The sequence below is a fragment of the Amycolatopsis sp. NPDC102522 genome (assembly GCF_055584485.1).
In genome coordinates, this window is sequence record NZ_JBVJLY010000014.1 from 114,559 (window position 1) to 127,437 (window position 12,879).

General features: G+C 69.1%; 16 protein-coding genes and 1 pseudogene. 8 read left to right on the forward strand and 9 right to left on the reverse strand.

Annotated features, from left to right (window positions below; translation table 11 throughout):
- The first annotated feature begins 252 nt into the window (after window positions 1-252).
- The 3 genes from ACZ6YV_RS28770 to ACZ6YV_RS28780 are packed head-to-tail and all read left to right on the forward strand — an operon-like array spanning window position 253 to window position 2,121.
- Complete coding sequence (locus ACZ6YV_RS28770; protein ID WP_465512576.1) at window positions 253-978, forward strand: ABC transporter ATP-binding protein; 726 nt, start codon at window positions 253-255, stop codon at window positions 976-978.
- Window positions 975-1,709 (forward strand): ABC transporter permease, encoded by a 735-nt coding sequence (locus tag ACZ6YV_RS28775; protein ID WP_465512577.1) that lies wholly within the window; start codon window positions 975-977, stop codon window positions 1,707-1,709. Before ACZ6YV_RS28770 ends, ACZ6YV_RS28775 begins: the two co-directional genes overlap by 4 nt.
- 25 nt (window positions 1,710-1,734) lie before the next feature.
- Window positions 1,735-2,121, forward strand: coding sequence for a PPOX class F420-dependent oxidoreductase (locus tag ACZ6YV_RS28780; protein WP_465512578.1), 387 nt, complete (start codon window positions 1,735-1,737; stop codon window positions 2,119-2,121).
- Window positions 2,122-2,182: 61 nt separating this feature from the next.
- Here the strand turns inward: ACZ6YV_RS28780 and ACZ6YV_RS28785 are convergent.
- The 3 genes and pseudogenes from ACZ6YV_RS28785 to hisH all read right to left on the reverse strand — a co-directional run.
- Window positions 2,183-2,431: pseudogene (locus ACZ6YV_RS28785) on the reverse strand (DUF1330 domain-containing protein); the annotation flags it as partial.
- A gap of 79 nt (window positions 2,432-2,510) precedes the next feature.
- The gene (gene priA, locus ACZ6YV_RS28790) at window positions 2,511-3,248 is read right to left on the reverse strand and encodes a bifunctional 1-(5-phosphoribosyl)-5-((5-phosphoribosylamino)methylideneamino)imidazole-4-carboxamide isomerase/phosphoribosylanthranilate isomerase PriA (RefSeq protein WP_101609431.1); all 738 of its coding nucleotides are present in this window, start codon (window positions 3,246-3,248) and stop codon (window positions 2,511-2,513) included.
- A 9-nt stretch (window positions 3,249-3,257) separates the two neighbouring features.
- Complete coding sequence (gene hisH, locus ACZ6YV_RS28795; RefSeq protein ID WP_465512653.1) at window positions 3,258-3,881, reverse strand: imidazole glycerol phosphate synthase subunit HisH; 624 nt, start codon at window positions 3,879-3,881, stop codon at window positions 3,258-3,260.
- A gap of 135 nt (window positions 3,882-4,016) precedes the next feature.
- On the opposite strand from hisH, the gene ACZ6YV_RS28800 reads away from it, so the two are divergent.
- Complete coding sequence (locus ACZ6YV_RS28800) at window positions 4,017-4,196, forward strand: hypothetical protein (protein ID WP_465512579.1); 180 nt, start codon at window positions 4,017-4,019, stop codon at window positions 4,194-4,196.
- Window positions 4,197-4,268: 72 nt separating this feature from the next.
- Window positions 4,269-5,441: an acyl-CoA dehydrogenase family protein gene (locus ACZ6YV_RS28805; protein WP_465512580.1), complete on the forward strand. Its 1,173-nt coding sequence runs from the start codon at window positions 4,269-4,271 to the stop codon at window positions 5,439-5,441.
- Between the two features lie 27 nt (window positions 5,442-5,468).
- Here the strand turns inward: ACZ6YV_RS28805 and ACZ6YV_RS28810 are convergent, their stop codons facing one another.
- Both ACZ6YV_RS28810 and ACZ6YV_RS28815 read right to left on the reverse strand, forming a co-directional pair.
- Complete coding sequence (locus ACZ6YV_RS28810; RefSeq protein ID WP_465512581.1) at window positions 5,469-6,359, reverse strand: transketolase family protein; 891 nt, start codon at window positions 6,357-6,359, stop codon at window positions 5,469-5,471.
- A gap of 4 nt (window positions 6,360-6,363) precedes the next feature.
- The gene (locus ACZ6YV_RS28815; RefSeq protein WP_465512582.1) at window positions 6,364-7,056 is read right to left on the reverse strand and encodes a transketolase; all 693 of its coding nucleotides are present in this window, start codon (window positions 7,054-7,056) and stop codon (window positions 6,364-6,366) included.
- A gap of 52 nt (window positions 7,057-7,108) precedes the next feature.
- Here ACZ6YV_RS28815 and soxR point away from each other — a divergent pair, with 52 nt between their 5' ends.
- Both soxR and ACZ6YV_RS28825 read left to right on the forward strand, forming a co-directional pair.
- Complete coding sequence (gene soxR / locus ACZ6YV_RS28820) at window positions 7,109-7,570, forward strand: redox-sensitive transcriptional activator SoxR (RefSeq protein WP_378246693.1); 462 nt, start codon at window positions 7,109-7,111, stop codon at window positions 7,568-7,570.
- 46 nt (window positions 7,571-7,616) lie between these two features.
- A complete protein-coding gene (locus ACZ6YV_RS28825) occupies window positions 7,617-8,165 on the forward strand; it encodes an RNA 2'-phosphotransferase (RefSeq protein ID WP_465512583.1) in 549 nt (182 codons plus the stop codon).
- Window positions 8,166-8,174: 9 nt separating this feature from the next.
- On the opposite strand, the gene ACZ6YV_RS28830 is transcribed toward ACZ6YV_RS28825, so the two are convergent.
- Together ACZ6YV_RS28830 and ACZ6YV_RS28835 are read right to left on the reverse strand one after the other, a co-directional pair.
- Entirely contained in the window at window positions 8,175-9,047 is an 873-nt protein-coding gene (locus ACZ6YV_RS28830; protein WP_465512584.1) for a prenyltransferase/squalene oxidase repeat-containing protein, read from the reverse strand.
- Between the two features lie 46 nt (window positions 9,048-9,093).
- Complete coding sequence (locus tag ACZ6YV_RS28835) at window positions 9,094-9,666, reverse strand: TetR/AcrR family transcriptional regulator (RefSeq protein ID WP_465512585.1); 573 nt, start codon at window positions 9,664-9,666, stop codon at window positions 9,094-9,096.
- 160 nt (window positions 9,667-9,826) lie between these two features.
- Between ACZ6YV_RS28835 and ACZ6YV_RS28840 the strand changes: the two genes are divergently transcribed.
- Window positions 9,827-12,001: an MMPL family transporter gene (locus ACZ6YV_RS28840; protein WP_465512586.1), complete on the forward strand. Its 2,175-nt coding sequence runs from the start codon at window positions 9,827-9,829 to the stop codon at window positions 11,999-12,001.
- Window positions 12,002-12,050: 49 nt separating this feature from the next.
- Here ACZ6YV_RS28840 and ACZ6YV_RS28845 read toward each other — a convergent pair whose 3' ends face one another.
- Together ACZ6YV_RS28845 and ACZ6YV_RS28850 are read right to left on the reverse strand one after the other, a co-directional pair.
- Window positions 12,051-12,620: an NADAR family protein gene (locus ACZ6YV_RS28845; RefSeq protein WP_465512587.1), complete on the reverse strand. Its 570-nt coding sequence runs from the start codon at window positions 12,618-12,620 to the stop codon at window positions 12,051-12,053.
- A 52-nt stretch (window positions 12,621-12,672) separates the two neighbouring features.
- A complete protein-coding gene (locus tag ACZ6YV_RS28850) occupies window positions 12,673-12,828 on the reverse strand; it encodes a hypothetical protein (protein WP_465512588.1) in 156 nt (51 codons plus the stop codon).
- Window positions 12,829-12,879: the final 51 nt, after the last annotated feature.

A 12,879-nucleotide genomic window follows, 5' to 3' on the forward strand; every position in this document is an offset into this window, starting at 1 on the left:
TCCCGCCAGGCCGGGGTGGTCGTGAGCGGCAGGTGTCGTTCTGTTGGGCCAACCCGAGAGACTTGAGGGGTGTGTGGAAATAGGGACGTTGAACGTCCCTATTTCCACACACCCCTCACTCTGAGTGACACCTCGCGCTCTCGCTGGCCACCTCGACCCGGCGCCCTTGCTCTACCCCTCGATAACCCCGCTCGCCACTCACGAGACGCGCCCTCTTGACTCGCGCTTCTCAACGGGCGCAGAATTAAACGTATGGCTAATTCGGCGATCTCCGTGACCGGTCTGCAGGTGGTCCGCGGCGGCCGCGAGGTCGTCAGGGACATCGGGTTCGAGACGCCGCGAGGCCGGATCACCGGCCTGCTCGGGCCGAGCGGCTGCGGCAAGACGACGCTGATGCGCGCGATCGTCGGGGTGCAGATCGTCGCGGCGGGCGAGGTCACCGTACTCGGCCATCCCGCGGGCAGCCCGCCATTGCGGCGGCTGATCGGCTACGCCACCCAGAACCCGGCCGTCTACGCCGACCTCACCATCACGGAAGCCTTGCGCTATTTCGCTTCCGTCCTCCGCGCACCGGTGTCCGATGTGGACAGGGTGATCGACGAGGTCGGTCTCGCCGACCACGCGGGCAAGCTGGTCGGCTCGCTTTCGGGCGGGCAGCACAGCCGTGCCAACCTCGCCGTCGCACTGCTCGGGAAACCCGAACTGCTCGTCCTCGACGAACCGACCGTCGGCCTGGATCCCGTGCTCCGCGACGAACTCTGGTCGCTGTTCCGCGCTCTCGCCGACGGCGGGGCGACGCTGCTCGTGTCCAGCCACGTCATGGACGAAGCCGCGCGATGCGATCGCCTGCTGCTCATGCGCGATGGCCGGATCCTCGCCGAAGACACGCCGGCCGGGCTGCGGGAACGCACCGGGACGACCGATCTGGAGCAGGCGTTCCTGCGACTGGTCCGCGAAACCGAGGCGACCCCGTCATGAATCCCGCCCTGACACTGGCCACGACCCGCCGCATCCTCCTGCAGCTACGGCACGATCCGCGCACCGTCGCGATGCTGATCGTCGTCCCGTCACTGCTGATGGTGCTGCTGCGTTTCGTCTTCAACTCCGAAGCGGTGTTCAGCCGCGTGGCCCCGGCGCTGCTGGGCGTCTTCCCGTTCCTGATCATGTTCCTGATCACCTCGATCACCACACTGCGCGAACGCACCACGGCGACGCTGGAACGCCTGATGACCCTGCCGATCGGCAGGCTCGACCTCCTCTTCGGCTACGCGATCGCGTTCGGCTCGATCGCGATCGTGCAGGTCGGCGTCGCGACCGGGATCTCACTCGCCTGGCTGGGCCTCGACATCGCGGGCTCGATCGGGATGCTGCTGCTCATCGCCGTCCTCGACGCCCTGCTCGGGATGGCGCTGGGCCTGTTCGTGAGCGCGTTCGCGCGGACGGAGTTCCAGGCGGTGCAGTTCATGCCGCTGTTCGTGCTGCCGCAGATCCTGCTGTGCGGGCTGTTCGTACCCCGCGGGGAGATGGGCTGGCTGCTGAACCGGCTTTCGGACGTGATGCCGCTTTCGTACGCCGTCGAGGCGCTCACCCACGTCACCGCTTCGGGCACCGTGGACGCGACGCTGATCCGGAACCTGCTCGTCGTCGGGGCGTGCGCCCTGGCCGCGCTGGTCCTCGGCGCGGCGACGTTGCGTCGTCGAACCCCCTAGCCTCTGAGCAGCTTAGACTCTCCGCATGGGATCGGAGTTCGAGCGGATCGCCGCCGAGAAATACGTCGTCCTGACCACCTTCCGCAAGAACGGCACCCCGGTGCCGACCCCGGTCTGGGCCGCGGGCGACGGTGGCGAGCTGGTGCTCTGGTCCGAGAGGAAGGCCGGCAAGGTCAAGCGCATCCGCAACAGCGGCCGGGTCGAACTGCAGGCCTGCGACCTCCGCGGCACCAAGACCCACGGCGACGTCGTCACCGGCGAGGCGCGGCTGCTGGACCTCGACGGGACCGAACGCGTGCGCAAGGTGATCGCGCGGAAGTACGGGATCACCGGGCAGGTGACGATGTTCTTCAGCAAGCTGCGGGGCCCGAAGGACCGGACCGTGGGAATCGCGATCAAGCTGGCGGAATGATTGGGGCCTCGTGAGTGGCAAAGATGGTTCTAACCGTCTTTACCACTCACGAGGCCTGGAGCGCCCGCAAGTGCAGGATCTCCTGGTAAGCAGGCGACGCATACCACTCGCGTGCCACGGCCAGGCTCGGGAACCCGATCATCACCAGGGCTCCAGGCCACTCCCCTTCGACGACCTCGACCTCGGCCCCGTGCACGAGGAACTTGCCGCCGAAGGGGTCGAGCGTGTCCTGGATCCGCTCCAGGTACTCGAAGACCTCCTCGGTCAGAGCACTGGTGGGGCGAAGGTGGGCGATGCCGTACGCGGTCATGATGTCCTCCCAGGTTTGTTGTCCTGAAAGGAATCCTGACCGAACGCGGGCCTGGCGTCGATTACCCGGGAGGTAAAGCTCAGAACTCCGCGACGGCGGCGAGCGCCTCGGGGAGGGTGAACGCCCCGGCGTAGAGCGCCTTGCCGACGATGGAGCCTTCGACGCCGTCGCGGGCCAGCGCGGCCAGTGCGCGGAGATCGTCCACACTGGACACGCCACCGGAGGCGATGACCGGCGCGTCGGTGCGGGCGGCGACCTCGCGGAGCAGGTCGATGTTCGGGCCCTGGAGGGTGCCGTCCTTGCTCACGTCGGTGACGACGTAGCGCTGCGCGCCGTCGCGGTCGAGCCGGTCGAGGACCTCCCAGAGGTCACCGCCGTCCTGCGTCCAGCCGCGGGCGGAGAGCCGGTGCCCGGCCTCGGTGATCCGCACGTCCAGCCCGATGGCGACACGGTCGCCGTAGGAGGAGACGACCTTCGCGGTCCACTCCGGGTCCTCCAGCGCGGCGGTGCCGAGGTTGACCCGGCGGGCACCGGTGGCCAGCGCGGCCTCCAGCGAGGCGTCGTCGCGGATGCCGCCGGACAGCTCCACCTGGACGTCGAGCTTCGCGACGACCTCGGCGAGCAGTTCGCGGTTGGAGCCCTTGCCGAAAGCGGCGTCGAGGTCCACCAGATGGATCCACTCCGCCCCGTCACGCTGCCAGGCGAGCGCCGCCTCCAGCGGGCTGCCATAGGAGGTTTCGGTGCCGGCCTCGCCCTGGACGAGTCGCACGGCCTGGCCATCGGCCACATCAACGGCGGGAAGGAGCGTGAAAGTCACGCGCCCACTCTAAGCGAGGGTCTCGAGCCAGTTGCGCAGCAGGTGCGCCCCGGCGTCCCCGGACTTCTCCGGGTGGAACTGCGTCGCCCACAACGGCCCGTTCTCGACGGCGGCGACGAAGTCCTGGCCGTGGTTCGCCCAGGTCACCTTGGGCTGCTGCCCGGCGAGGCCGGAGTCCAGTTCCCAGGTCCGCGCGGCGTAGGAGTGCACGAAGTAGAACCGCGCGTCCTCGTCGAGCCCGGCGAACAACTGCGAGTCCTCGGGGGCACGGACGGTGTTCCAACCCATGTGGGGGAGGACGTCGGCCTCCAGCCTGTCGACCGTGCCGGGCCACTCGCCGGCACCCTCGGCCTCCACGCCGTGCTCGACGCCGCGTTCGAACAGGATCTGCATGCCGACGCAGATGCCCAGCACGGGACGGCCACCGGCGAGGCGCTTCCCGATGATCTTCTCCCCCGACACCGACCGCAGCCCCTCCATGCAGGCGGAGAAGGCGCCGACGCCGGGGACGACCAGGCCGTCCGCCTCGAGCGCGGCATGGGGATCGGCGGTGACCTCGACGTTTGCGCCCGCGCGCTCGACGGCGCGTTCGGCGGACCGGAGGTTGCCGGACCCGTAGTCCAGGATCACCACGCGAGGAGTAGCCACGCGCCCAGGTTAGCGGACCGGATTTTCTGCGGATTCCCTGTTTCGACCTTCACTCGACTGGGTAATAAGGCCTCCGAGTGAAAGGCCGGCGCAGGACCGCCCTGCACTTCTGGAGGAACGATGCAGGACGCCGACGAACTGACTTGCCTGCTCCACGCCTGGCGTGAGGACATCGACAGCGTGCCTTTCCCTACCTTCGCGGAGCTGCTGATCCCCAAGCAGAAGCAGCGCTCCGCCCCCGCGGTGGCGGTCTCGGCATCGGTTCAGGTGACGAAGACCACCGGATGGCGCGATCGCTGACACTCGACTCCGGTCCGGTGTGTGGTTTTCTTCATGGAGCCACGCCTCACCGAGCCGACCAGGAGTGACCGCATGAGCAGCAGCCCGGATCCGCGCGACTTCCTCGATCTCGACGCCGAACTCACCGCAGAGGACCGGGCCATCCGTGACGCCGTGCGCTCCTACGCGCACGACCAGCTCTTGCCGAACATCGCCGAATGGTACGAAACGGGCGCTCTGCCCGCCGCCGAACTCGCCAAGGGGTTCGGGCAGCTCGGGCTGCTCGGCATGCACCTGGAGGGTTACGGCTGCGCCGGGACCAGCGCCGTCGCCTACGGCATCGCCTGCCGCGAACTGGAGGCCGTCGACTCCGGGTTGCGCAGCTTCGTCTCGGTACAGGGTTCGCTGGCGATGTACGCGATCCACAAATGGGGCACCGAGGAGCAGAAGCGGGAGTGGCTGCCGCGGATGGCCGCCGGTGAGGCGCTCGGCTGCTTCGGCCTGACCGAACCGGACGCCGGCAGCGATCCCGGCGCCATGCGGACCCGCGCGGTGCGCGACGGCTCGGACTGGGTGCTGAGCGGCACGAAGATGTGGATCACCAACGGGACCGTGGCCGACGTCGCGGTCGTCTGGGCGCAGACCGACGACGGCGTGCGCGGCTTCGTCGTCCCCACGAACACGCCGGGCTTCACCGCGAACGAGGTCAAGCACAAGCTTTCGCTGCGGGCCTCGCTGACCGCGGAACTCGTGCTCGACGGCGTCCGTTTGCCCGAGTCGGCGGCGTTCCCCGAGGTCCGGGGGCTGCGAGGGCCGCTGTCCTGTCTGAACGAGGCGCGCTACGGGATCCTGTTCGGTGTCGTCGGCGCCGCTCGTTCCTGCTACGAAACCGCGCTGGAGTACACGCTGAGCCGGGAGCAGTTCGGCAAACCGCTGGCCGGGTTCCAGCTCACCCAGCGCAAACTCGCCGACCTCGTCGTCGAGGTCAACCGCGCCGGGCTGGTCGCGCTGCGGATCGGACGGCTCAAGGACGCCGGGACGCTGCACCACAACCACGTCAGCTTCGGCAAGCTCGCCAACGTCCGTTCCGCGCTGGAGGTCGCCAGGACCGCCCGCGCCATGCTCGGCGCCAACGGGATCTCGCTGGAGTACCCGGTGATGCGGCACATGTCCAACCTCGAAACCGTGCTGACCTACGAAGGCACCGAAGAGATGCACGCGCTCTCGCTCGGTCAGTCGGTCACCGGGCTCGCCGCCTTCCGCTGAGCTCCGCGTGCTCGAAAGCCGGACACGCTAGCGGAGGAATTCCTTGACCGACAAGGCGATCGAACCGGCGTCGAGGCCGTGCGCGAGGTCGTGGTCGGCCATCTCGCCGTAGATCCGCACCTCGGCGTCGCGCCGGACGCCGAGCGAAAGCAGCCGGTGCGGTGTCCCGGACAGCGCGCTCCCCACCGCGTGCGCGGACGTCCCCGCGAGGTACGGCTCGACCAGCACGACGTCGGCGGTGCCCGCGGCTTCGACAGCCGAGCGCAGCCCGGCGGCGTCGAACGGTCGGACCGTCGAGGTGTAGAGCACGGTCACGTCGAGATCGGCGGTCGCCTCCATGACCCGGTCGAGCATCGGCCCGACCGCCACCACGACACCTCGGCCGCCTTCGCGCAACGTCCGCAGCCCGGCGCCCAGATGCGGTTTCGCGTTCTCCTGCGCGGAAAGCCGGAGATAGACCCGCCCGTCACCCGGGATGGACTCGAGCAGCAGCCGCCGTGCCTCTTCCGGGTGACCCGGCACGTGCACGGTCCAGCCCGGCAGTGTGTCGACGAGGGCGACGTCTCCGGGCGCCTGGTGCGTCCGCCCGGCGGTCGGCATGTCGTAGGACGCGCCCGAAGACACCAGTACGGCTCCGACGTTCTGGTGCCCGAGGTCGAGTTTGACCTGCTCGAACGCCCGCTCCACGAGGAACGACGAGAAGGTGTGGACGATCGGGCGCATCCCGGCCAGCGCCAGCCCGCCCGCGGTGCTCATCATCAGCTGCTCGCGGATGCCGACGTTGAGCACCCGGTCCGGATGTTTCCGGGCGGCGAAGGCGAGTTGTGCCGCGGAGATGTCGGCGAGCACGACGGCGACGTTCGGGTCGGTGTCGAGGGCCTCGGTGACGGCGTCGAGGAACGTTTCGCGCATGTTCACGGTTTCAGGCCTTTCGCTCGACGGTCGCGATCACGGCGAGCGGCCGGTCCGGATGAGGTGTGGTGAAGGCTTCGTGGAGCGCGTCGTGATCGCGGCCGTCGACGGTGCGGGTCGTCCAGCCCTCGACCTCGAACCGGCGCGCGATCCCGCCGGGCCAGCCGTGGGTGGCCGAGGAGTTGTCGATGACGACCGCGGTCAGCTGCGGCATGCCGATGCGGCCCGCGACCGCGATGGCCTCTTGATTGGAACCTTCGTCGAGTTCCGCGTCACCGAGCAGGGTGACGACCTTGGCGTCACGGAAGCCCTTGGCGCGCAGCCCGAAAACGGTGCCGATGGCCAGCGGGAGACCGTGCCCGAGCGAGCCGCTGGCGATCTCGACGCCGGGCAGGCGGACCCTGTCGGGGTGGTGCCCCAGGCGTGATTCGGCCGAGGTCCAGTCCGCTAGTTCGTCCTCGCGGATGAAGCCCTTCTTCGTCAGCACAGCGTAGTAGGCCATCGGGCCGTGGCCCTTCGACAGCAGGAAGCGGTCGCGGCCGGGATCGCGGAAAGTCTCCGGGGTGATGTCGAGCACGCGGTCGTAGAGCACCCACAGCACGTCCACAGTGGACTCCGCGGCGGCCTGATGTTTCTCGTCCCCGGTCATCAGCGAGATCAGCCGCGGCAGATCCTCGTAGCCGGTCTTGGTGTCGGTGGTCATGAAACGAGCGTGCAACCTCGACTTAGGTCGAAGTCAAGGCTAGCCTGGCGACGTGACGAGACTGGCTGAACACCTGAGCATCGGACAGGTCGCCGACCGCAGCGGCGTGCCCCACACGGCTTTGCGTTTCTACGAGGACAAAGGGCTGATCAGCTCGGAGCGTTCGGCGGGCAATCAGCGGCGGTATCCGCGTTCGGTGCTGCGCCGGATCGCCTTCATCCGCGCCGCGCAGCGGGTCGGCCTCACCCTGGACGACATCAGCTCGGCGCTGGAGAGCCTGCCGAGGGACCACGCCCCCACCAAGGCCGACTGGGCCCGCCTTTCGCGGGGCTGGCAGGACGAACTCGACGCGCGGATCGACGCGCTGCAGCGCCTGCGGGACAGGCTGACCGGATGCGTCGGCTGCGGTTGCCTGTCCCTGCGCAGCTGCGGGCTCTACAACGCCGACGACCAGATGTCCCGCTTCGGCCCCGGCGCGGGGAAACTGCGCCCGGCTTCCGAGGGCGGCATCTGAATTCCGTTGCCACGCGGGTACCGGATGTGCGTCACTGGTACGCGAAATGGACAAGAAGAACCTCATCCGAGCCTCGAAACGGCTCTCCCGGCACCTGCGCCACGCGCCCGGTGACATCGGCATCACCCTGACCTCCGACGGCTGGGTCGAAGTCGAGACGCTCTTGGCCGCCTTGCGGCGCAACGGCTTGACCCTCACTCGCGCCGAACTCGGCGAAGTGGTCGAGGGCAACGACAAACGACGTTTCGCCTTCGACGAAGGCGGGCAGCGGATCCGCGCCAACCAGGGCCACAGCGTCGACGTCGACCTCGCGCTACCGGCCGCCACCCCGCCCGGCGTGCTCTATCACGGCACCGTGTCCCGGTTCCTGGACGCGATCCTGCACGAGGGGCTCCGGCCGATGAACCGGCACGCCGTGCACCTTTCCGCGAACATCGAGACCGCGCGCACGGTCGGGGGAAGGCGCGGTGTCCCGGTCGTGCTCCTCGTCGACGCGCGGGGCATGGCGGCCGCCGGGCACGAATTCCAGGTGAGCGCGAACGGTGTCTGGCTCGCCGCCGCGGTTCCGCCGGAATTCCTACGCAGGCTCCCCTAAAACGCTTTCCTAAGCCAGGCCGTTGTTCCGCAGGAGCCCCAGCGTGCCCACGGTGAACAGCCCGTTCCACTCCAACGCGGCCGCGGGCGAATAGCTGGTGTAGTCGACCCGCCAGCCGCCGTCTTCGTGCTGCCCGCCCGCCACCCGGCGCAGATCCGCTTCGACGACCTCCGGCCGGAAAAGCTTCCGCGCCGGGCCGTCCGGCCGCGGGGCGAAATCGAGCGGGCGCATGGCCTCGCCCTCGACCCCGCCGCCGACGGCGACCACGCCGTCGGCCGGGACGAACCGCCCGAGCTTCTCGACCAGGCGCGCGTCGCCCAGCGCGTCCACCAGCTTCATCGCGAAGGCGAGCACGAGCGCGTGCGGTGCCTCGTCGAGCTTCTCGATCTCGTCGAGGCAGTACCGCTTGGCCTTGGCCAGCCAAGGATGCGCGGCGACGGCGGGATCGTGCGCCGCGACGCGCTGCGCGGTGACCGCGACGATCGCGGTGATCTGCAGCGAGGAGACCGACGGGTCCGCGCTCGCCCAGAACGGCGCGCTGCCGATGGAATCCGGCATCGGCACCGCGAACGGGATCCCGCCGTCGGGCAGGGAGATCGAGGCGAGCCAGTCGCAGAGTTCGGCCGCGCGCGGGCTGGTCTCCGGGCCGATGTCGGCGAAGACCTCGAAAGCGTGCAGCGCGCCGCCAGGCTGGCTGGTCGCCGAGCGGCAGTCGGGTTCGAGCCCGTGGCCGTAGCCGCCATCGGGGTTGCGGTACCCCTCCAGCGCGGCGAGCGCCGCCGCCGGGTCACCGTCCTGGAAGAGGACCTCGAAACGCCGCCTGTCGAGCAGACGGGCCTGGGTGGCCATGAAGGTGGCCGCCGACTTCAGATCGATGCTCATGAAGACAGGGTCGGGTGGATCGCGGCGCCTGTCTTGAACACATCGGTCACGTGGTGCGGCGGCGCGGGCGGTTGTAGAGCTTTCGGGCGACACTGAGGAGCGTTTCGCGCAGCGTCTCGTCGTCGAGCGACGCGACCTCGATCGAACCGCCGGCGACGGCGATCCCCGCCAGCAGCACCTGGGCCGTCACGATCGCGGTGAGATCCGGATCCGGGCCGACCAGGATCTCCAGCAGCCTGTTCTTGAAGCTGTCCGAGCTGTGCACGGATTTCTCGATCGCGCGGGCGATGCCGGGATCGCTGGAGAACAGGGCGACCAGCGAGCGGTGTTGCACCACGAGGTCGACGAAACCGTCGAGCAGGTGGTCGATCTGCGCGCCGCGCGTGCGCTGGGCGCGGGCGTCGTCGACGATGCCCTCCAGCTCGAGCAGCACGGGCTCGGCGACGGATTCGGTGATCTCCGCCTTCGTCTTGAAGTGGTAGTACACGGCCGCTTTGGTGACGCCGAGGGCGTCCGCGATCATCTGCAGCGAGGTGCCTTCCACGCCGTGTTCGGTGAACAACCGCAACGCCGTGTTCAGTAGTCGCGTGCGGGTGTCCTCCGCGTGGACGACGTCCATGATCCCTCCTCGTTCAGCCGTCGGAGATTACGTCAAGCGTGGCCGCCAGGCCAAACGAGTACTAGCCGTGCGGCTAGTCACACACTTGCCGATCGGCTTGTAGCTCCCTAGCCGATCGGCTAGCTTGGAATGAACCTGATCGAGTGAACGGGAGATGTTTGTGGCCAGCTTCCTGTACCGCCTGGGCCGGTTCTCGTTCCGGCGCCGGGCACTGGTGGCGGCGGTGTGGGCCGCTGTCCTGGTGGCCCTCGGCGCGGGGGCGCTGACCCTGTCCGGCCAGCTTTCGAACTCGGTGACCATCCCCGGCACCGAGTCGCAGAAGGCGATCGACCAGCTCGCGGACCGGTTCCCGGAGGCCGCCGCCGGTGGCGCGACAGCGCGCGTCGTCATCTCGACGCCCGGCGACATCACCGACGCCGCCGGACAGGCGGCGATCGCGGGCCTCGTCACCGGGCTCAAGGACGCGCCGAAGGTCGCCGGAGTGGTCGACCCGCTGCAGGTGCAGGCGATCTCGCCCGACAAGCACGTCGCGCTCGCCCAGGTCAGCTACCGCGTCCCGGGCTTCGAGCTCACCGACACCGACCGCGATGGCCTGATGGCCGCCGCGAACTCCGCCAAGGCCGCCGGGTACACCGTGGACTTCGGCGGTGATGCCGTCCAGGCGATGCCCGCCACGAACGCCACCGAAGGCCTCGGTGTCGCAGTCGCCGCCGTCGTCCTGATCATCACCTTCGGCTCGCTGCTCGCGGCCGGGATCCCGCTGCTGACCGCGCTCATCGGCGTCGGCATCGGCATGGCGGGCATCACGACGGCGTCCGGCTTCCTGGAACTGAACACGAACACGCCGGTACTCGCGCTGATGATCGGCCTCGCCGTCGGCATCGACTACGCGCTCTTCATCGTTTCCCGCTATCGGCACGAATTGAAGCTCGGGCGGGAACCCGAGGAGGCCGCCGGACGAGCCACTGGCACCGCGGGCTCCGCCGTGGTGTTCGCCGGGCTGACCGTGATCATCGCGCTGGCGGGCCTGACCGTCGTCGGCATCCCGTTCCTCGGCGAGATGGGGGTCGCCGCGGCGATCACCGTCGCCATCGCGGTCGTCATCGCGCTCACCCTGCTGCCCGCCATCCTCGGGTTCGCGGGCGGCAAACTGGCGGGCGGCAAGATCCGCTTGCGCCGCAAGGAAAGCGAGACGACCCACGGCGAGCGTTGGGCGCGTTTCGTGGCCCGGCACCGGGTCCCGGTGCTGATCGCCGCGATCGCCGGGCTCGCGATCGTCGCCGTCCCGGCCGCGAGCATGCAGCTCGGCCTGCCGAACGACAGCACCGCCGCGCCGGACTCCACCCAGCGCAAGGCTTACGACACCGTCGCGCGCAGTTTCGGCGAAGGCGCGAACGGCCCGCTGGTGATCGTCGTCGACCTCGGCGGCAGCACCGACCGGCAGGCCGCGCTCCAGCAGGCCGCCGCGGGCATCGGCGGACTCCCCGAGCGGCCGATCGTCACGCCGCCGAAGACCAACCGCGACGGCGACCTGGCACTGCTGACCGTCATCCCGAAGAGCGGTCCGAGCAGCACCGCGACCGAAGACCTCGTCAGTGACATCCGCGGCTTGAACGCGGGACTGGGGTCGGCCACCGGCGCGTCTTTGGCGGTGACCGGGCAGACCGCGGCCAACATCGACGTCTCGGAGAAACTCGCCGACGCGATGCTGCCCTACCTCGCGCTGATCGTCGGGCTCGCGTTCCTGTTGCTGATGCTGGTGTTCCGCTCGATCGTGGTTCCGCTGAAGGCGACGCTGGGCTTCCTCGGCTCCGTGGTCGCGACGTTCGGCGCCGTGGTGGCGGTGTTCCAGTGGGGCTGGCTCACCGACCTGCTCGGGGTGAAGACGACCGGGCCGATCATGAGCATGCTGCCGATCCTGCTGATCGGTGTGCTGTTCGGGCTCGCGATGGACTACCAGGTGTTCCTGGTGACGCGGATGCGGGAGGAATACGTCCACGGGGCCGACCCGCAGCAGGCGATGGTCACCGGCTTCCGGCACGGCTCCCGGGTCGTGGTCGCCGCCGCGCTGATCATGATCAGCGTGTTCGCCGGGTTCGTCCTCGCGGAGTCCTCGCTGATCCAGTCGATCGGGTTCGCGCTGGCCTTCGGCGTGCTGGTGGACGCGTTCGTGATCCGGATGACCATCGTGCCGGCGCTGATGTCGCTGCTCGGACGCGGCGCCTGGTGGCTGCCGAAGTGGCTGGATCGCGTGCTGCCGGACGTCGATGTCGAAGGCGAGAAGCTCGCGAAGCAGCTGGACGCTCCTGACGAGCGTGAGCTGGTGCGGAGCTGAAGGACGCTTTACCCGCGTCAGACGCGGTGAAGGGGACTTTCCTCGCATGTCATGCGGGGAAAGTCCCCTTCAGCTCTGCGCGGGCCTCGCCCAACGCGAAACCGAGCAGGTTCAGGCCACGCCAGCGTTCGGCTTTGTCGACATGCGGATGGTCGGCCGCGAGCCCGATGCCCCAGACGGCGTCCAGCGGACTGGCCTCGACCAGCACCCGGTTCTCGGTGCCGAGCAGGAAGTCGCGCAGGGGCGGGTGCTGCCCGAACTTGGCGGCCGTTCCGGCGAGGACGATGCCGTAGCGCTCGTCCTCCCAGCGGCCCTGCTCGAATCCCCGTACTTCGCGCCCCAGTGCCTTGGCCTCACGCGGATGCCGGGCTTTGAGGATTCGCGCGGCACTCTCGGCGTCGTCGAACAGGATCGCCTTGCGCCACATCATGTAGTGCTCGGCCGTCGGAAACGTCTCGCCGTCCGCGGTGAACCGGGCAGGCCACCACTGGCTGAAGCATTCCGGCCCGATCGTGCCGTCACGCCGAGGCTGATGACCCCAGAAGAAGAGGAACTTGACGCGGCTCCCCGATCGCTGGAGCCGGACGACTTCGGCGACCGTGCGCGGGTTTCCGGACATGACGGACAGCATGCCCGTCGTCGTCACGGCACGCAGCCGATTTACGCGGTGGTCAGGTCAGCCAGGCGATGGCGCCGCCGACCGCCAGCACCGCGCCGATCCCCAGGACGACGGCCATGAACTTGACGCTCTTCCAGGTCGCGTAGACGCCGCCGATCAGGAAGCCGCCGAGCGCGAACAACAGCACGGCGATGGTCGTGTTACTCATGCCCGCCAGGCTGCCACACTCGCGGCCACCCGACCCCGCCGGGTGCGCACC

Coding starts and splice junctions, on each gene's coding strand:
- ACZ6YV_RS28770 (WP_465512576.1), top strand. CDS start 253: ATGGCTAATTCGGCGATCTCCGTGACCGGTCTGCAGGTGGTCCGCGGC.
- ACZ6YV_RS28775 (WP_465512577.1), top strand. CDS start 975: ATGAATCCCGCCCTGACACTGGCCACGACCCGCCGCATCCTCCTGCAG.
- ACZ6YV_RS28780 (WP_465512578.1), top strand. CDS start 1,735: ATGGGATCGGAGTTCGAGCGGATCGCCGCCGAGAAATACGTCGTCCTG.
- ACZ6YV_RS28800 (WP_465512579.1), top strand. CDS start 4,017: ATGCAGGACGCCGACGAACTGACTTGCCTGCTCCACGCCTGGCGTGAG.
- ACZ6YV_RS28805 (WP_465512580.1), top strand. CDS start 4,269: ATGAGCAGCAGCCCGGATCCGCGCGACTTCCTCGATCTCGACGCCGAA.
- ACZ6YV_RS28815 (WP_465512582.1), bottom strand. CDS start 7,056: ATGACCACCGACACCAAGACCGGCTACGAGGATCTGCCGCGGCTGATC.
- ACZ6YV_RS28825 (WP_465512583.1), top strand. CDS start 7,617: ATGGACAAGAAGAACCTCATCCGAGCCTCGAAACGGCTCTCCCGGCAC.
- ACZ6YV_RS28830 (WP_465512584.1), bottom strand. CDS start 9,047: ATGAGCATCGATCTGAAGTCGGCGGCCACCTTCATGGCCACCCAGGCC.
- ACZ6YV_RS28835 (WP_465512585.1), bottom strand. CDS start 9,666: ATGGACGTCGTCCACGCGGAGGACACCCGCACGCGACTACTGAACACG.
- ACZ6YV_RS28845 (WP_465512587.1), bottom strand. CDS start 12,620: ATGTCCGGAAACCCGCGCACGGTCGCCGAAGTCGTCCGGCTCCAGCGA.
- ACZ6YV_RS28850 (WP_465512588.1), bottom strand. CDS start 12,828: ATGAGTAACACGACCATCGCCGTGCTGTTGTTCGCGCTCGGCGGCTTC.